General features: G+C 61.1%; 20 protein-coding genes. 19 read left to right on the top strand and 1 reads right to left on the bottom strand.

Annotated elements, in window-relative coordinates; genetic code table 11:
* Nucleotides 1–108 precede the first annotated feature (108 nt).
* From urtB to ureG, 18 genes are all read left to right on the top strand, one after another.
* Nucleotides 109–1,725 carry an urea ABC transporter permease subunit UrtB gene (gene urtB, locus NBH21_RS10130; protein ID WP_250915618.1) on the top strand — a complete coding sequence of 539 codons (1,617 nt, stop codon included), beginning with the start codon at nt 109–111 and terminating at the stop codon, nt 1,723–1,725.
* Nucleotides 1,722–2,882 (top strand): urea ABC transporter permease subunit UrtC, encoded by a 1,161-nt coding sequence (urtC, locus tag NBH21_RS10125; protein ID WP_250915619.1) that lies wholly within the window; start codon nt 1,722–1,724, stop codon nt 2,880–2,882. The genes urtB and urtC overlap by 4 nt, the downstream gene beginning before the upstream one ends.
* A 5-nt stretch (nt 2,883–2,887) precedes the next feature.
* Entirely contained in the window at nt 2,888–3,640 is a 753-nt protein-coding gene (gene urtD / locus NBH21_RS10120; protein WP_250915620.1) for an urea ABC transporter ATP-binding protein UrtD, read from the top strand.
* A 104-nt stretch (nt 3,641–3,744) separates the two neighbouring features.
* Nucleotides 3,745–4,440: an urea ABC transporter ATP-binding subunit UrtE gene (urtE, locus tag NBH21_RS10115; protein WP_250915621.1), complete on the top strand. Its 696-nt coding sequence runs from the start codon at nt 3,745–3,747 to the stop codon at nt 4,438–4,440.
* 97 nt (nt 4,441–4,537) lie between these two features.
* Nucleotides 4,538–5,668, top strand: coding sequence for a CE1 family esterase (locus tag NBH21_RS10110; RefSeq protein ID WP_250915622.1), 1,131 nt, complete (start codon nt 4,538–4,540; stop codon nt 5,666–5,668).
* Nucleotides 5,611–6,429 carry an urease accessory protein UreD gene (locus NBH21_RS10105; RefSeq protein WP_250915623.1) on the top strand — a complete coding sequence of 273 codons (819 nt, stop codon included), beginning with the start codon at nt 5,611–5,613 and terminating at the stop codon, nt 6,427–6,429. The genes NBH21_RS10110 and NBH21_RS10105 overlap by 58 nt, the downstream gene beginning before the upstream one ends.
* A gap of 26 nt (nt 6,430–6,455) precedes the next feature.
* On the top strand, nt 6,456–6,758 hold the full coding sequence (locus NBH21_RS10100; RefSeq protein ID WP_099058644.1) for an urease subunit gamma: 303 nt from the start codon (nt 6,456–6,458) through the stop codon (nt 6,756–6,758).
* A gap of 7 nt (nt 6,759–6,765) precedes the next feature.
* On the top strand, nt 6,766–7,020 hold the full coding sequence (locus NBH21_RS10095; protein WP_250915624.1) for a DUF1272 domain-containing protein: 255 nt from the start codon (nt 6,766–6,768) through the stop codon (nt 7,018–7,020).
* A 19-nt stretch (nt 7,021–7,039) separates the two neighbouring features.
* Nucleotides 7,040–7,345 (top strand): urease subunit beta, encoded by a 306-nt coding sequence (locus tag NBH21_RS10090; protein WP_250915625.1) that lies wholly within the window; start codon nt 7,040–7,042, stop codon nt 7,343–7,345.
* Nucleotides 7,346–7,376: 31 nt separating this feature from the next.
* A complete protein-coding gene (locus NBH21_RS10085) occupies nt 7,377–7,793 on the top strand; it encodes a lysozyme inhibitor LprI family protein (protein ID WP_250915626.1) in 417 nt (138 codons plus the stop codon).
* A 29-nt stretch (nt 7,794–7,822) separates the two neighbouring features.
* The gene (locus tag NBH21_RS10080; protein WP_250915627.1) at nt 7,823–8,452 is read left to right on the top strand and encodes a Urease operon accessory protein; all 630 of its coding nucleotides are present in this window, start codon (nt 7,823–7,825) and stop codon (nt 8,450–8,452) included.
* A 3-nt stretch (nt 8,453–8,455) separates the two neighbouring features.
* On the top strand, nt 8,456–10,168 hold the full coding sequence (ureC, locus tag NBH21_RS10075) for an urease subunit alpha (RefSeq protein WP_250915628.1): 1,713 nt from the start codon (nt 8,456–8,458) through the stop codon (nt 10,166–10,168).
* Between the two features lie 7 nt (nt 10,169–10,175).
* Nucleotides 10,176–10,844 (top strand): TIGR02117 family protein, encoded by a 669-nt coding sequence (locus NBH21_RS10070; RefSeq protein WP_250915629.1) that lies wholly within the window; start codon nt 10,176–10,178, stop codon nt 10,842–10,844.
* 149 nt (nt 10,845–10,993) lie between these two features.
* Nucleotides 10,994–11,530: a peroxiredoxin gene (locus NBH21_RS10065; RefSeq protein ID WP_250916400.1), complete on the top strand. Its 537-nt coding sequence runs from the start codon at nt 10,994–10,996 to the stop codon at nt 11,528–11,530.
* Nucleotides 11,531–11,953: 423 nt separating this feature from the next.
* Nucleotides 11,954–12,808 carry a GGDEF domain-containing protein gene (locus NBH21_RS10060; protein WP_250915630.1) on the top strand — a complete coding sequence of 285 codons (855 nt, stop codon included), beginning with the start codon at nt 11,954–11,956 and terminating at the stop codon, nt 12,806–12,808.
* Between the two features lie 64 nt (nt 12,809–12,872).
* Nucleotides 12,873–13,349 (top strand): urease accessory protein UreE, encoded by a 477-nt coding sequence (gene ureE, locus NBH21_RS10055; protein WP_250915631.1) that lies wholly within the window; start codon nt 12,873–12,875, stop codon nt 13,347–13,349.
* A complete protein-coding gene (locus NBH21_RS10050; RefSeq protein WP_250915632.1) occupies nt 13,342–14,025 on the top strand; it encodes an urease accessory protein UreF in 684 nt (227 codons plus the stop codon). Before ureE ends, NBH21_RS10050 begins: the two co-directional genes overlap by 8 nt.
* A 96-nt stretch (nt 14,026–14,121) precedes the next feature.
* Entirely contained in the window at nt 14,122–14,733 is a 612-nt protein-coding gene (gene ureG, locus NBH21_RS10045) for an urease accessory protein UreG (protein ID WP_250915633.1), read from the top strand.
* 38 nt (nt 14,734–14,771) lie between these two features.
* Here the strand turns inward: ureG and NBH21_RS10040 are convergent, their stop codons facing one another.
* Entirely contained in the window at nt 14,772–15,395 is a 624-nt protein-coding gene (locus NBH21_RS10040) for a Crp/Fnr family transcriptional regulator (protein WP_250915634.1), read from the bottom strand.
* On the opposite strand from NBH21_RS10040, the gene NBH21_RS10035 reads away from it, so the two are divergent.
* Nucleotides 15,394–15,720 carry a hypothetical protein gene (locus NBH21_RS10035; protein WP_250915635.1) on the top strand — a complete coding sequence of 109 codons (327 nt, stop codon included), beginning with the start codon at nt 15,394–15,396 and terminating at the stop codon, nt 15,718–15,720. The genes NBH21_RS10040 and NBH21_RS10035 overlap by 2 nt on opposite strands.
* The last annotated feature ends 31 nt before the right edge of the window (nt 15,721–15,751 follow it).

Raw genomic sequence — 15,751 nt, 5'->3', positions numbered from 1 at the left:
GGGTGTTCAAACCGCCTCACCTCCCGCTGGATGTGTGAAATGGTCACGAGATGCCGGAATTGCGGACGCGATCGCAGGACGGCCAGGCGGCGGATGAGGGGCGATATGATGACATTATCCAATTTACTCAAACTACTGTTTCTCTGGCTGGTCCTGGCCTTCGGCACCTTGCCTGCCCATGCTGCGGATGATGCTGCGACGCTCATCAACGCGCTCGGCAATGCCTCGTTTCCCGAGGCCGAGAAGATCATCGGCGACCTCGGCAAGACCGGCAACCCCAAGGTCGTGCCGGCGCTAGAGGCACTGGGCGAGGGGGATCTCTATGCGAGAAAGTCGGACGGCAACGTGTTCATCACGAAAGCCGCAGGCTCCAAGCTCTCGCTCATCGATCCGCTGTCCGGCGAAGTCGTCGGCGAGGAGAGCAAAGGTGCTCTCACCAAGATCAAGGTCAACAACAATCTCCGCCGCGCGATCCGTTCTGCGCAGGGCGGGTTGACGCTGATGAGCCCCGACCGCGCCGTCAGGCTGCAGGCGGCGGCTTCCGTTCTTAAATCCCCCAGTGCCGACAATCTCGAGCTTCTGGAGAGCGCGCTTGCCGAGGAAAAGGACGGCGAGGTGCGTTCGCTCCTCGAACAGGCCCGTGCCGTCTCGATCATGGGGTCCGACCGTCCGCTCGCAGACAAGCAGGCGGCGATTGCCGTGATCGAAGGGATCGGCGGTCGCGATGCGATCGGCATCCTGATGGCTGCCTCGGCCAATGCCGACGACGCGCTGAAGGCTGACATCGATACCGCGATCCGCACCATCGAGGACAAGCTGGCGCTGTGGGACGGCGTGCAGAATGTCATTTACGGCGTCTCGCTCGGTTCCGTCCTGCTGCTTGCCGCCATCGGCCTCGCCATCACTTTCGGCGTGATGGGTATCATCAACATGGCGCATGGCGAGATGGTCATGCTCGGCGCTTACTCCACCTTCGTGGTGCAGGAAGTGATCCGCAACAATTACCCGGGCCTGTTCGACTGGTCGCTGGCAATTGCGCTGCCGGTTGCCTTCATCGTGACGGGGGCCGTCGGCCTCGTGATCGAGCGGGGCGTCATCCGCTTTCTCTACGGCCGTCCGCTTGAAACCCTGCTTGCCACCTGGGGCATTTCGCTGATCCTGCAGCAGGCGATCCGCTCGATCTTCGGCCCCACCAACCAGGAGGTCGGCAGCCCGTCTTGGATGTCCGGCTCGTTTGCGCTCGGCGACCTCACCGTCACCTGGAACCGGTTGTGGATCACCGTTTTCTCGCTGACGATCTTCCTCGGTCTGTTGGTGCTGATGAAGCGTTCGGCCTTCGGCCTGCAGATGCGGGCGGTGACGCAGAACCGTCGCATGGCCTCCTCTATGGGGATCCGCACCCCCTGGGTCGATGCTTTCACTTTCGCACTCGGTTCCGGCATCGCTGGCATCGCCGGCGTCGCACTCAGCCAGATCGACAACGTTTCCCCGAACCTCGGTCAGTCCTACATCATCGACAGCTTCATGGTCGTGGTCTTCGGCGGCGTCGGCAATCTCTGGGGCACGCTCGTCGGCGCCTTGTCGCTCGGCATCCTGAACAAGCTGCTGGAACCGTCGGTCGGCGCCGTGCTCGGCAAGATCCTCGTTCTCGTCCTGATCATCCTGTTCATCCAGAAAAGACCGCGCGGCCTCTTCGCGCTCAAGGGAAGGGCTATCGAAGCATGATGACCGGCTTTATCTTCCGCGCTCTCGAAGGCAGGATCGTCATCGCTATCTCGATCCTGATGGCCGTCGCGGTGCTTGTCCCGGCGCTCAACCTTCTGGTTCCGCCGGACAGCTTCCTGCACATCCCGACCTATGCCGTCTCGCTGATGGGCAAGTATCTCTGCTACGCGCTGCTGGCGCTGGCGCTGGATCTGGTCTGGGGCTATTGCGGCATTCTCTCGCTCGGCCACGGCGCCTTCTTCGCGCTCGGCGGCTATGCCATGGGCATGTACTTGATGCGCCAGATCGGTTCGCGCGGCGTCTACGGAAATCCTGTTCTGCCTGACTTCATGGTGTTCCTGAACTGGAAGGAACTGCCGTGGTTCTGGCACGGCTTCGACATGTTTCCCTTTGCCATGGTGATGGTGCTGTTCGTGCCGGGCCTGCTCGCCTTCGTGTTCGGCTGGTTCGCCTTCCGCAGCCGTGTGAACGGCGTCTATCTCTCGATCATCACCCAGGCGATGACCTACGCCCTGTTGCTTGCCTTCTTCCGCAACGACATGGGTTTCGGCGGCAATAACGGGCTGACCGACTTCAAGGAAATCGTCGGCTTCAACGTTCAGGCTGATGGTACCCGTGCCGTGCTGTTTGCAAGTTCTGCGCTGATGTTGGCGCTTTGCCTGCTGATCTCTTCCGGAATCGTACGCTCCAAGTTCGGCAAGGTGCTGGTCGGCGTGCGGGACGCGGAAAGCCGCACACGCTTCCTCGGCTACCGGGTCGAGAACATCAAGCTCTTCACCTTCGTCGTCTCGGCGATGATGGCGGGTATCGCCGGCGCGCTGTTCGTGCCGCAGGTCGGCATCATCAACCCCGGCGAATTCGCGCCCGCCAACTCCATCGAAGTAGTGGTGTGGACGGCGGTCGGTGGTCGCGGAACGCTGATCGGCCCGATCATCGGCGCGCTGATGGTCAATGCCGGCAAGAGCTATTTCACCGGCGCGTTCCCCGAGCTCTGGCTCTTCGCGCTCGGCGGTCTCTTTATCGGCGTAACGCTGTTCCTGCCCAAGGGCATCGTCGGGACGATCCAGCAGAAGACCATGGCGCGGCGCGACATCAAGACGGCAACCAGGGCGGAAGAGGGTGGCGTTGCGGCCACCGTCGGCCAGGCAGCGGAGTAAGGACGATGGACGAGAAAAAACCGACGAGCCTTCTTTATCTCAATGGCGTGTCCGTTTCCTTCGACGGGTTCAAGGCGCTGAACTCGCTTTCGCTGGTTATCGAGCCGGGTGAACTGAGGGCGATCATCGGCCCGAACGGTGCCGGCAAGACGACGATGATGGATATCATCACCGGCAAGACTCGGCCCGACGAGGGCGAGGTGTTCTTCAACGGCGAAATCGACCTGACCAAGAAGGACGAGGCCGACATTGCCCAACTTGGCATCGGGCGCAAGTTCCAGAAGCCGACCGTGTTCGAAAGCCACACCGTCTGGGACAATCTGGAGCTGGCGCTCAACCGCGACCGGGGCGTATTCGCCACCCTGTTCTACCGGCTGACGGCGGACGACAAGGCGCGTATCGAAGAGATCCTGGAGATCGTCCGGCTGACGGCGCGCAAGGACGATCTCGCCGCCAATCTCTCCCACGGCCAGAAACAGTGGCTTGAGATCGGCATGCTGCTTGCGCAGGAACCTAAGCTGTTGCTGGTCGATGAGCCGGTCGCCGGCATGACGGATGCCGAGACCGCCGAGACCGCACTTCTTCTGAAACAGATCGCCAGGACCCGCTCGGTCGTGGTGGTCGAGCACGACATGGGCTTCATCCGCGATCTCGGGGTGAAGGTCACCTGCCTCGCGGAAGGTTCGGTGCTGGCGGAAGGTTCGATCGATTTCGTCTCGAACGATCCGAAGGTGATCGAGAACTATCTGGGGCGCTAACCTGTTCACGCTCCGGAAACCCCGCCTTTCTCCCCACCCCGGGAGAAGGCGGGGTGCCAGGGGGCGGCAGCGCCTTTGCAGAGCAAGAATTCAGAGGAACGACGATGCTGACAGTCGACAACATCAACCTTCATTACGGAGCCGCGCAGGCGCTGCGTGGCGTATCGATCAAGGCCGAGATCGGCAAGATCACCTGCGTGCTGGGGCGCAACGGGGTGGGCAAGAGTTCGCTGCTGCGCGCCGTTACGGGCCAGCACCCCATCTCGGCCGGAACGATTTCCTTCGAAGGCGAGGCGCTCAACGGTCTTGCCCCGTTCAACCGTGCGCGGGCCGGCGTCGGTTATGTGCCGCAGGGGCGCGAGATCTTTCCGCTGCTGACGGTGAAGGAAAACCTTGAGACCGGCTATGCGCCGCTCACGCGCAAGGACCGCTATATTCCCGACGAGATCTTCAGTCTTTTCCCGATCCTGCAGACCATGCTGGGCCGGCGTGGCGGCGACCTTTCGGGCGGGCAGCAACAGCAGCTCGCCATCGGTCGCGCTATGGTGACGCGGCCGAAAATCCTCGTGCTCGACGAGCCGACGGAAGGCATTCAGCCGTCGATCATCAAGGATATCGGCCGGGCGATCCGCTATCTTCGGGATTCCACCGGTATGGCGATCCTGCTGGTCGAGCAGTATCTGGATTTCTGCCGGGAGCTTGCCGACCACGTCTACATCATGGATCGCGGCGAGATCGTGCATACGGGGCCGGCCGAAACGCTGGATACGCCGGAAGCCCGGCGGCATCTGACCGTCTGATCGTGCATGACAGGGTTGACGATTTATTAGCTTTTACTGCTTGATGCTGGTGCATGACGTGGTACTTTTTCCGCATCTGCGAACAGAAGGCGCATCCATGACATCCAGCACGGTTTTCAACCGCGTGCGGTCGACTGGCATTGTCCGGTTGGTCGTTTCGGGGCTTCTCTTTCTTGCTGCCGGCGTCGGCAGTGCCCTTGCCGCCGGTTGCGGCGCTTCCTTCCCGGCAGGTCGCCACGATCTGTCGCTCGATATCAACGGCCAGACGCGTTCTGCCGTCTATTTCATACCCTCGAACTATAGTGGGAAACGCAAGGTTCCTGTGGTGTTCGACTTCCACGGCAGCAACAGCAATCCCGACGGCCAGATGAACCGCAGCCATTGGGACGAGGTGGCCGAGCGCGAAGGCTTCATCGTCATGGCGCTGCAGGGCAGCCTGCCCGGCGAATTCGAGGGCACCCATGCCTGGAACGTTCCCGGTGTGACCAAGGCCGAGGGGCTGGACGAGGGCGCCTTCATCCGCACCGCCGTCCATTATGCGACGGAGACCTTCTGCGTCGATTCCGCCCGCATCTATGCTTCCGGCTATTCGGGCGGAGGCCGCATGCTGTCGCAATATATCTGCGACGGACATGGCGACTTTGCTGCTGCCGGCTTCGTCATGGGGCTTCGCGCCGGCTATCCCGAGCAGGAGGACGGCGTCTGGCGTCCGCGCAAGGAAAGCTGCCATCCGGCCAAACCAGTCTCGATCATTGCCTTTTCCGGCCTGAAGGACGACGTCAATCCCTTTGCCGGTGGTGGCAAGGCCTATTGGCAATATGGCGGGGAAGTGGCTTTGAAACGCTGGGCTGAACTCAACGGATGCGATCCGCATCCGCGTGGGGAGAAGGGAGAGTCGGCGACGTTCTCTGCCTATTACGGCTGCAAGGCCGGCACGAGCGTCATTTCCTACGTCATCGCCGATGCCGACCATTCCTGGCCCGGCAACCGGGTCCGCTTCCGGCTTGCCGCAATGCAGGGGGAAAAGATCCGGGAGGTTGATGCGACGGGAAGAATGTGGGACTTCTTCCGTAATTCGGGTGGCGAACTCCTCGCGGGGACGCCTCAAAAAACGGCGTGCCCGGCCGACACGATAACCGCCGGAAAAGAGGCGGGTATACAGGGGAAAACGTGCAGTCAGCAGGTCAAGTCAGACAACAGCGAGCCCGTGGTGACGGACGGCTTGTAAGCAAGGCGCTCGACGGTCGTACGCGCATTGCAGAGCTTTATCAGGAGGGGGCGGCGAAGATCCGCCTGCCGCAGACCTTTTCCTCCGAGATGGAGGCGGTTATCATCAATACCGCCGGTGGCCTGACCGGCGGCGACCGGCTGGACTGGTCGTTTTCCGCCGGTGCCGGCACCTTCGTCACCGCAACCACGCAGGCCTGCGAAAAGATCTACAAGGCATCCTCCGGCACGGCCGAGGTCATGACCCGCATCGATGTAGGGCAGGGCGCGCGCTTCCACTGGTTGCCGCAGGAATCGATCCTGTTCGACCGCGCGTCGCTCACGCGTCGGCTGGAGGTCGATCTCGATGAAAGCGCCGAATTCCTCGCCGTAGAAGCCGTTCTTCTCGGACGTAAGGCCATGGGCGAGGCCATGGAGAGCGGAATGGTACGGGATCGCTGGCGTATTCGCCGCGCCGGCCAGCTCGTCCATGCGGAAGACCTGCTCATGGAAGGGGACATGCGGAGCCTGACGGCCGCGGCTCCCGTCCTTTCCGGCGATGTGGCCTTCTCCACCCTGCTTTATACAGGGCCTCACGCGGAGGCCTATCTTTCCCCGGTTCGCGATCTTCTGGGCAATGCCGCGGGCGGCGCCAGCCATTGGAACGGAAAACTCGTCGTCCGGCTTGCGGCCGAAGACGGGTTCACCTTGAGAAAAATCCTGATCCCAGTGATTTCGGTCTTGCGCGGCGGCGCGTCTGTGCCGAAAGTCTGGAATCTCTGACGCAGCGCAACAAGAGTGGAACAGCCATGAATCTCACGCCGAGAGAAAAAGACAAATTGCTCATCGCCATGGCGGCTATCGTGGCCCGCCGCAGGCTGGAGCGCGGCGTCAAGCTCAATTATCCCGAAGCCATTGCGCTGATTACCGATTTCGTCGTCGAAGGCGCGCGAGACGGTCGCCCCGTTGCCGAACTGATGGAAGCTGGCGCCCATGTGATCACCCGTGCCCAGGTGATGGAAGGCATTGCCGAGATGATCCACGACGTGCAGGTCGAGGCGACGTTCCCCGATGGGACGAAGCTCGTTACCGTTCACGAACCCATCCGCTGAGACCGCCATGCTGGAACTCAGACCCGGCTGCGAATGCTGCGACCGCGATCTTCCTCCGGAAAGCCGGGATGCGCTGATCTGCAGTTTCGAATGCACCTTCTGCAGCGATTGTGCCTCTGATGTATTGGGTGGCTTCTGCCCGAATTGCGGTGGTGAACTGGTGCGCCGGCCGGTGCGTCCGGCCGAGAAGCTTGCGGCCAATCCGGCCTCGACAAAACGTGTTTTCAAGGCCGAGGGCTGCAAGCCCTCCGTTGCCGCCTGAACAGGAGAGGGAACAAGCGATGATCCCGGGTGAAATCATTGCCGCGAGCGGCGAAATCGAACTCAATGCCGGCCTTCCGACTGTGACGATCGAAGTCGCAAACACCGGGGACCGTCCGGTGCAGGTGGGTAGCCACTACCATTTCTACGAGACCAATGCCGGTCTCTCCTTCGATCGTGAGCAGGCTCGTGGCATGCGTCTCGATATTCCGGCAGGCACGGCCGTGCGCTTCGAGCCGGGCCAGATGCGGCGTGTTACGTTGATCCCGCTTTCCGGCAAGCGCGAGGTCTATGGATTCCGCCAGCAGATCATGGGCAAGCTGTGACGCCGGTCGACCCCGTCGGAGGGAGCAGGCGATGAAGTCAGCCCTGATATCGATGCTCTGCGGCTGCGTGCTGCTCGCCGATGGTCCTGCCTATAGCGAGGACGAACCCGAGGTCGATTGCGCCAATGCCGTGACCCAGTACGACATGAACGTCTGCGCCGATCGGGATTACAAGGCCGCAGACAAGGAACTGAACCTGCAATGGCTCAAGACCCGCAAGGTCGTGGCCGAGTGGGATGCCGATCTGGACGAGCAGGCAAAGGGTGCGGTTGCGTCGCTTTTGAAGGCGCAGCGGGCCTGGATCGAGTATCGCGACGGACAGTGCAATGCCGCGGGCTACGCTGTCTGGGGCGGAAGCATGTATCCGACCGTCGTTGCCTCGTGCCTCACTGACCTGACACGCAAGCGGACAGAGGAACTCAAGGACCTCGCCAACGGCGTCGAATAATAACCGGGAGCGAAATGGGAAGACGGATCATGATCGTGGGGAACGGATCGGTACCGGAGGGCGCAGCGGACGTGATCGACGCTGCCGATCTGGTCGTTCGTTTCAACATGACCCCGAGCTTTCCCGCCTCGGGCCACAAGACCGACGTGCTGGCAGTGTGCAATACCGGTCGGCCGGCAAAGGCCATGCTGTCTTCCGACGCATGGCTGGACAGCGAGTCGGTACGCGACTGCGCCGAGATCTGGTCCGTCAGGGACCCCGAGAAATTCCGGGCGCTCAGGCCGCAACTCGCAGTCAGCCATCCCGAACTCGACGATTTTTGCGACGACTACACGGAGGACTTTGCACGTCTGGCTGAACGCCGCGGCAAGATTCACCGCATCATTTCGCGCCGCGTGCACGAGGCTGTCGATGCCGAGCTTTCCGCGAATGAACCCGGCGACTACGTCGTGCCGAGTAGCGGAATGGTAGTTGTCGCCCACGTGCTTTCCGAGCCGGCTTTCGTTGAGGATACCATCTGCCTTACCGGTTTCAGCCATGAAGGCTGGGAAGGCCATCCCTTTTCCGCCGAGCGGCGGCTTATTGATTCCCGTATTGTTTCCGGAAGGCTGACGCGCCTTTCGTCACCTAACGCTTCCTCCCTCTCCCAAGGAGCCTGATCCATGTCTTACAAGATGTCCCGCGCGGCCTATGCCTCCATGTTCGGACCGACCACCGGCGACAAGGTGCGCCTTGCCGATACCGAACTCTTCATCGAAGTGGAGAAGGATTTCACCAGCTATGGCGACGAGGTGAAATTCGGCGGCGGCAAGGTCATCCGCGACGGCATGGGCCAGAGCCAGGCGACACGTGCAGAAGGCGCGGTCGATACCGTCATCACCAATGCGCTGATCGTCGATCACTGGGGGATCGTGAAGGCCGATATCGGCCTGAAGGACGGCCGCATCGTGGCGATCGGCAAGGCCGGCAATCCGGATACCCAGCCCGATGTCGACATCATCGTCGGCCCCGGCACGGAAGCGATTGCGGCCGAGGGCAAGATCATCACCGCCGGCGGCATGGACAGCCACATCCACTTCATCTGCCCGCAGCAGATCGAGGAAGCGCTGATGAGCGGTCTCACCACCATGCTCGGCGGCGGCACCGGTCCGGCGCATGGCACGCTCGCAACCACCTGCACGCCCGGTCCGTGGCATATCGCCCGGATGATCGAGGCTGCCGATGCCTTCCCGATGAACCTTGCCTTTGCCGGCAAGGGCAATGCCTCGCTGCCCGGCGCGCTGGAGGAAATGGTGTTGGCCGGCGCATCCTCGCTGAAACTGCATGAGGACTGGGGCACGACGCCCGCCGCCATCGACTGCTGCCTTTCTGTTGCGGACCAGTACGATGTGCAGGTGATGATCCACACCGACACGCTGAACGAAAGCGGCTTCGTCGAGGATTCCATCGGCGCGATCAAGGGCCGCACCATCCATGCCTTCCACACGGAAGGTGCGGGCGGCGGCCATGCGCCCGACATCATCAAGATCTGCGGTCAGCTCAACGTCATTCCGTCATCGACCAATCCGACCCGGCCCTATACCGTTAACACCATTGCCGAGCACCTCGATATGCTGATGGTCTGCCATCACCTGTCGTCCTCGATCCCGGAAGACATCGCCTTTGCCGAAAGCCGTATCCGCAAGGAAACGATTGCTGCCGAAGACATCCTCCATGATATCGGCGCCTTCTCGATCATCTCCTCCGACAGTCAGGCCATGGGGCGAGTCGGTGAAGTGGCGATCCGCACCTGGCAGACGGCCGACAAAATGAAGCGTCAGCGCGGCCGGCTGGCACAGGAGACCGGCGAAAACGACAACTTCCGCGTCAAGCGCTACATCGCCAAGTACACGATCAACCCGGCGATCGCCCATGGCCTTTCCCATGAGATCGGCTCGGTCGAAATCGGCAAGCGCGCCGACCTCGTACTGTGGAACCCGGCCTTCTTCGGCGTGAAGCCGGATATGGTGCTGCTCGGCGGCTCGATTGCGGCGGCGCCGATGGGCGATCCGAACGCCTCTATCCCGACGCCGCAGCCGGTTCACTACCGCTACATGTTCGGTGCCTACGGCAAGGCACGGACCAATTCCTCCGTCACCTTCGTTTCTCAGGCCTCGCTGGATGCCGGCCTTGCCAGCAAGCTCGGCGTTGCCAAGCAGTTGCTCGGCGTGAAAAACACCCGCGGTGGCATTTCCAAGAAGTCGATGATCCACAACGATCTGACGCCGCATGTGGAAGTCGATCCGGAAACCTATGAAGTGCGCGCCGACGGCGAACTGCTGACCTGCGAACCGGCGACCCAACTGCCGATGACGCAGCGCTATTTCCTGTTCTGAGCAGGTCATGGCGCGCATTCTGCGGAGAATTGTGGGTTGCGCTCTCCTGATCTGCTTGGCTGTGGTCGCGGGCATGGTGGTTCCGCGGCCGCTTTCCGGCAAGCCCGCCATCGCCGCGACGGGTAGCCGGGAAATTCTGGTGCTCTCCAACCCGATCCATACCGATATCGTCCTGCCGCTCGACGGCGATGTCGTCGGGGCCTTTGGTGATCTGATCGCCGCCGGTTCTCCGCTGGATCATCCCGATGCGCGGTATGTCGTGTTCGGCTGGGGCGGGCGCTCCTTCTATATCGAAACGCCGACATGGGGCGACCTGAAGCCGATGCCGGTCTTGAAGGCGCTGACGCTCGACAGCTCCGTCCTGCATGTGGATGTGGCCGCGCAGATCGATCTGGACGCTCCCGGTGTTCAGCGGTTTTCAACGGATGAAGAGGGGATGGATCGTCTCATGGACTTCATTCGGGCGACGCTCGTTTCTTCCGATGGTGCGGTGCAGCCGATAGAGGGAGCCTCTTATGGCGCGACCGATATGTTCTATGAGGCTAACGGGAGCTTCAACGTTCTGGCCGGCTGCAACACCTGGACTGCGGCTGCTCTGCGAACAGCAGATGTCAGGACCGGATGGTGGACGCCGCTGCCGGTGACGCTTCGCTGGTCGCTGGGCATGCTCAATTGATGTGTTGTTGTATTTTTGCATGGCAGCCATGCGCTTGATGTTGGCGCTCAAGTTTTTATGATGCAGTGCATCAAGATTCAGGGTAGTTTAGAACTATTCTAGAAATGGCATCCCCAAATGCCGCCGTCCATCCAAAGGAGATTACCATGCTGATCGGCAGAAAAGTGCCCAACGTCACCTTCCGTACCCGCGTTCGCGACGAGTCCGTCGGTGGCCCGAACCCCTTCCGTTGGCAGGACGTGACCTCCGACGACTACTTCAAGGGCAAGCGCGTGATCCTCTTCTCGCTGCCGGGCGCCTTCACTCCGACCTGCTCGACCTTCCAGCTTCCCGACTTCGAAAAGATGTACGAGGAATTCAAGGCTGAAGGCATCGACGAAATCTACTGCATGTCGGTCAACGACGCCTTCGTCATGAACGCCTGGGCAAAGGGCCAGAACCTTCAGAACGTCAAGGTTATCCCGGACGGTTCCGGCGAGTTCACCCGCAAGATGGGCATGCTGGTCGCCAAGGACAACCTCGGCTTCGGGATGCGCTCCTGGCGCTACGCTGCCATCATCGATGATGGCGTTGTCGAGCAGTGGTTCGAGGAAGAAGGTTATTCGGACAATTGCGAAAGCGATCCGTATGGCGTTTCCTCGCCGCAGAACATCATGGAAAAGCTGAAGGAAAAGAAGGCCGCCTGAGGCTCTTTTTTCGCGCGAGCGTTTCTTGCGAAGGCCCGGCTTTTTGCCGGGCCTTTTTCGTTAACGAACGGGGATCTGCCGAAGGCTCCAATATTAGGTGTCGTTAATAAAGGTTTTCCGAAAAAGTATTTCGCTTATTGCGATGGGGAGCTGAATACAACCTCGGGTCAACCTGACACATCTGCCCTTTGTCAAGGCGGGCTTTGGCCAATTTCGGGGGTGTTTCGTTACTTTAGCGAAAGAAATAGGCTCCGGGAAATCAGGTGCTCGATGGACGAAATGCAATCTTTGGTTATAAGATCGCTTCCAAGAGAGTTATACGAATCTATTTTTTGAGCCGGTTGCATTTTAACGAATAGATTAGGACGAAGCGAAGGGAAGCTATCCTATTCGATGAGTGCTGCAGGAATGGGGAGCGGCGCGATGGAATTTCTCAAAAGATGGGTTTCGCTACAGGTCGATCTCGGCAATTTCAATGGCCGGGAAGCTATCTATGGCTTTGCCCTGAAGATGACGTTTCGTGCTGTCCTGCTGGCATTCGTCCTCAGCATCGCCGCACTGCCGATCTGCTATCAGCTCGGCATCATGCCGCTCACGGTGCCGGAGGCGATCAAGCTTTCCGTGGCATTTTCCTGGCTGTTCGGCGGCGCTGTTTCCGGTGCGCTTGCCATCGTCACCGGTCAGGTGATTCATGAGCTTTCCGTGTCGCGTACGGAGTTCGAGCGACTGAGCCGCACGGACATGCTGTCGGGTCTCCTGAACCGACGCGCTTTCAACGAAGAGCTTGACCGGATGAACGGTCAGGCATCGCTGGCCATTCTCGATCTTGATCGGTTCAAGTCGATCAATGACCGTCACGGGCATCGGGCGGGCGATGCCGTGATCATGGCTGTCGCCGAGGTCCTGAGGGAGGTGTTCAAGGAACCACATGTCGTGGCCCGTCTCGGTGGCGAGGAATTCGGGGTGATCATCCACGGCGGCGGTATTGCCCAGCGCATAGCGCTGGTGGAACGGGCCCGTAATCTGATTGCGTCGCGCGCCGTGTCCTGCGACGGACAGACAATATCCACAACGGTTTCCGGAGGCATTGCGGAATTTGCGCCGGACCTCCGCGCTGAGGCGGTCTATTCTGCGGCTGACCGCGCGCTTTATCTCGCCAAGGCGAATGGGCGCAACAAGGTGCTGCATGACGAGGGCGTCGAGGCGTCTGCCGCATGGCCGAAGAACGATTTCGCTGGTTCGCTGGCAATCGACGGTGGGCTTCCCGCTTCCGGCTGAACTTCATTCTTGCCGCCTGCCTGTCTTTTGTGCATGGTTGAAAAATCGCCAATTCGGAATAACCATGCGACACGTTACTTCCATTCTTCCTGCCGGTTCCGGCGACGTTACGATTTCCGGCCGGCTTGCCCTTGCCCATGATGAGCGCCATTTGAGGCGCAAGCTCCTGCATCTCGAAGATGGCGACATGGTCATGCTCGACCTCAAGGAGCCGGTACTCCTGGCCCATGGTGATCTTCTCATTCTGGATGACGGTACGGCCGTCGAGGTGGCTGCGGTCGAGGAGAAGCTGTTCGAGATCACGGCCCGTGATCCCCGCCATCTGATCGAGCTTGCCTGGCATCTCGGCAATCGCCATCTGTCGGCGCAGATCGAAGAGGAGCGCATCCTCATCCTCCGCGACCATGTGATCCGCGATATGCTTGTCGGGTTAGGTGCTACCGTCACGGACATCACAGAACGCTTCCAGCCGGCGAGGGGAGCCTATCATTCCCACGGCGGACATGGGCACGGTTCTCACTCGGGCCATCATCATGACTGAGACTTCGGCGGGTGCCGAGGGGCGAGGGGGGCTGCTGCGGCTGCTCGCCTGGCTTTCTCCTGCCTTTCCGGTTGGCGGTTTCGTCTACTCAGGCGGGCTTGAGGCGGTCATCGATGACGGCCGGATCGGCTCGGCGGAGGAGTTGTCGGCCTGGCTGTCCGTCGTGCTTGGAGAAGGCAGCCTGCGCAACGACGCCATATTGCTTGCCGAAGCCTACCGATCGATCGAGGACCCGGACCGCTTGCGCGACGTGGTCGAACTCGCGGCGGCGCTTGCGGGATCGATGGAGCGCCATGCGGAGATCGTAAGGCAGGGTGATGCGTTCCTTGCTGCCGCGTCGGCATGGCCGCATCCGGTGCTCGATAAATTTTCCGGCGGTACGGCCTACAGCGTCGCCGTCGGTGCCGTGGCTGCCGCCCATCATGTGCCGCTTGGCGATGCCCTTGCCGCCTTCCTGCAGGCGCAGTGCGCGCAACTGATCTCGGTTGCGGTGAGGCTCGCGGTTATCGGGCAGAAGCAGGGTGTCGCGACGCTAGCCGGGCTGGAGCGACCTGTTCTGGCCCAGGCCGAGCGTGCGGCGCGGCTTGGGCTTGATGACCTCGGCAGCGCCACCGTTCTGGCCGATATCGCGAGCCTGAGGCACGAAGTTCAGTATTCGAGGTTGTTCCAGTCGTGACCTCGGGGTTACATTTCTTCCCATCGGATGCGGCCGGGCAGAGAGGCCAACTGGTCTCCAGCTGCTTCGCCATCGCTTGCCAACAGGATAGATAAGATGAAGTCACAGAATGGTCCCTTGCGCGTCGGTATCGGCGGCCCGGTGGGGTCGGGCAAGACAGCGCTGACGGAAAAGCTCTGCAAGGCGATGCGCGACCAGTATTCCGTCGCGGTTGTCACCAATGACATCTATACGCGCGAGGATGCCGATGCGCTGATCCGTATGCAGGCGCTATCCTCCGACCGCGTGGTAGGGGTGGAAACCGGTGGCTGTCCGCATACCGCGATCCGCGAGGATGCTTCGATCAACCTGCAGGCCATTGCCGATCTGACGGCCCGTATCCCTGATCTCGACGTGGTATTCATCGAATCGGGTGGCGACAATCTGGCGGCGACCTTCTCTCCGGATCTCGCCGACCTGACTATCTATGTCATTTCCGTCTGCCAGGGCGAGGAAATCCCGCGCAAGGGTGGCCCGGGCATCACCCGTTCCGACCTGCTGGTGATCAACAAGAAGGATCTGGCGCCCTATGTCGGCGTGGACATCGAGGTGATGGACCGGGATGCGGAACGCATGCGCTCGTCCCGCCCTTATGTATTCTCGGACATGAAACGCGGCGCGGGCGTCGACGATATCGTGGCGTTCCTGAAAGAAAGCGGGGGGCTCTGAGCCCCCCGAAATGTGAACGGCAATTCCGCTCCTGGGCGTCAGATCTGCTTGAGGGCGCTGACGTCGTTAATCTGGATGATGCGGCCCCGCACGATGACGCCGGCGCGGCGAAGCGACGAGAAGGCGCGTGACAGGGCTTCCGGGGCGAGGCCCAGTTTGCCGGCCAGAAGGCTCTTCTGGAAGGGCAGGCGGATCGAGGCGGTGGCGCTGTCCTGCGGGCAGTTGTCGAGCAGGTAATGAGCGACGCGTTGCGGCGCGGTTTGCAGGCGGTCGTTGGCGATGCACTCCATGGTGCTGCGCAGGTGAGCGGAAAGGTTGCGGATGATCGCCTGCGCGATGTCACGCTCCTGTTCCGCCAGCGCCCGAACCTTCTGCAGTTCGAACCGGGCGACCGTGATGTTCTCGGCAGCCTGGGCGTTGTAGAGGTAGTTGTCGCCGAGCGCGAGCAGGCATTCGGCAAAGGTCTCGCCTGGGCCGCAGATACGGATGTCGGCTTCGCGTCCTTCCTTGTTCAGCCGGTAGAGGCGCACATAGCCGGTGAGTACGCAGTAGAAATATTCTGCGGCCTCCGCTTCCCGAAACAGGATGTCGCGCGCCTCGTAATTGGTCACGGTGCAGATTTCTAGCATGCGCGCCAGCGCGCTCGCACCGAGAGACGCCATGAACGGCGTCTTCAGCAGGGTGTTTTTGTCGCGTGTGTTCAACTTCAAAATCTTGTTCACGGTTTCACGGCTCCAGATTGCGGTCCTTGCGGAGCGCGATGGCCAATCCCCAGCAACGAGAAGACGCTTCCCACAGCTTCGAAAAGGCGGGCCGCTCCGCTTCCTCCAGCTGACGGCAACCACTCTTCCGCTGCTGGGAAATCGTAGATCCGCCGGCAACCCGGCGATCATGGCGGCGTCCCGCGAAAATGTGTTCAGCAACATCATCTCCGTCTGGGGAAGCAACCTTCAGTCGTTACTCATTCCTCAGCGAAAAAAAGGATAGGGAAGGTCGAGCAAGGTTGATTTGATTTCGA

This window comes from Ciceribacter sichuanensis (genome assembly GCF_024055605.1).
Lineage (GTDB): Bacteria > Pseudomonadota > Alphaproteobacteria > Rhizobiales > Rhizobiaceae > Allorhizobium > Allorhizobium sichuanense.
The sequence above is the reverse complement of the archived record's forward strand: the minus strand, read 5'-3'. Positions and strand labels throughout refer to the sequence as shown.

What these genes read in the sequence shown, in the direction of transcription:
- urtB (WP_250915618.1), top strand. Translation starts at nt 109, where the DNA reads ATGACATTATCCAATTTACTCAAACTACTGTTTCTCTGGCTGGTCCTG.
- urtC (WP_250915619.1), top strand. Translation starts at nt 1,722, where the DNA reads ATGATGACCGGCTTTATCTTCCGCGCTCTCGAAGGCAGGATCGTCATC.
- urtD (WP_250915620.1), top strand. Translation starts at nt 2,888, where the DNA reads ATGGACGAGAAAAAACCGACGAGCCTTCTTTATCTCAATGGCGTGTCC.
- urtE (WP_250915621.1), top strand. Translation starts at nt 3,745, where the DNA reads ATGCTGACAGTCGACAACATCAACCTTCATTACGGAGCCGCGCAGGCG.
- NBH21_RS10110 (WP_250915622.1), top strand. Translation starts at nt 4,538, where the DNA reads ATGACATCCAGCACGGTTTTCAACCGCGTGCGGTCGACTGGCATTGTC.
- NBH21_RS10100 (WP_099058644.1), top strand. Translation starts at nt 6,456, where the DNA reads ATGAATCTCACGCCGAGAGAAAAAGACAAATTGCTCATCGCCATGGCG.
- NBH21_RS10095 (WP_250915624.1), top strand. Translation starts at nt 6,766, where the DNA reads ATGCTGGAACTCAGACCCGGCTGCGAATGCTGCGACCGCGATCTTCCT.
- NBH21_RS10090 (WP_250915625.1), top strand. Translation starts at nt 7,040, where the DNA reads ATGATCCCGGGTGAAATCATTGCCGCGAGCGGCGAAATCGAACTCAAT.
- NBH21_RS10085 (WP_250915626.1), top strand. Translation starts at nt 7,377, where the DNA reads ATGAAGTCAGCCCTGATATCGATGCTCTGCGGCTGCGTGCTGCTCGCC.
- NBH21_RS10080 (WP_250915627.1), top strand. Translation starts at nt 7,823, where the DNA reads ATGATCGTGGGGAACGGATCGGTACCGGAGGGCGCAGCGGACGTGATC.
- ureC (WP_250915628.1), top strand. Translation starts at nt 8,456, where the DNA reads ATGTCTTACAAGATGTCCCGCGCGGCCTATGCCTCCATGTTCGGACCG.
- NBH21_RS10070 (WP_250915629.1), top strand. Translation starts at nt 10,176, where the DNA reads ATGGCGCGCATTCTGCGGAGAATTGTGGGTTGCGCTCTCCTGATCTGC.
- NBH21_RS10060 (WP_250915630.1), top strand. Translation starts at nt 11,954, where the DNA reads ATGGAATTTCTCAAAAGATGGGTTTCGCTACAGGTCGATCTCGGCAAT.
- ureE (WP_250915631.1), top strand. Translation starts at nt 12,873, where the DNA reads ATGCGACACGTTACTTCCATTCTTCCTGCCGGTTCCGGCGACGTTACG.
- NBH21_RS10050 (WP_250915632.1), top strand. Translation starts at nt 13,342, where the DNA reads ATGACTGAGACTTCGGCGGGTGCCGAGGGGCGAGGGGGGCTGCTGCGG.
- ureG (WP_250915633.1), top strand. Translation starts at nt 14,122, where the DNA reads ATGAAGTCACAGAATGGTCCCTTGCGCGTCGGTATCGGCGGCCCGGTG.
- NBH21_RS10035 (WP_250915635.1), top strand. Translation starts at nt 15,394, where the DNA reads ATGAACGGCGTCTTCAGCAGGGTGTTTTTGTCGCGTGTGTTCAACTTC.
- NBH21_RS10040 (WP_250915634.1), bottom strand. Translation starts at nt 15,395, where the DNA reads ATGGCGTCTCTCGGTGCGAGCGCGCTGGCGCGCATGCTAGAAATCTGC.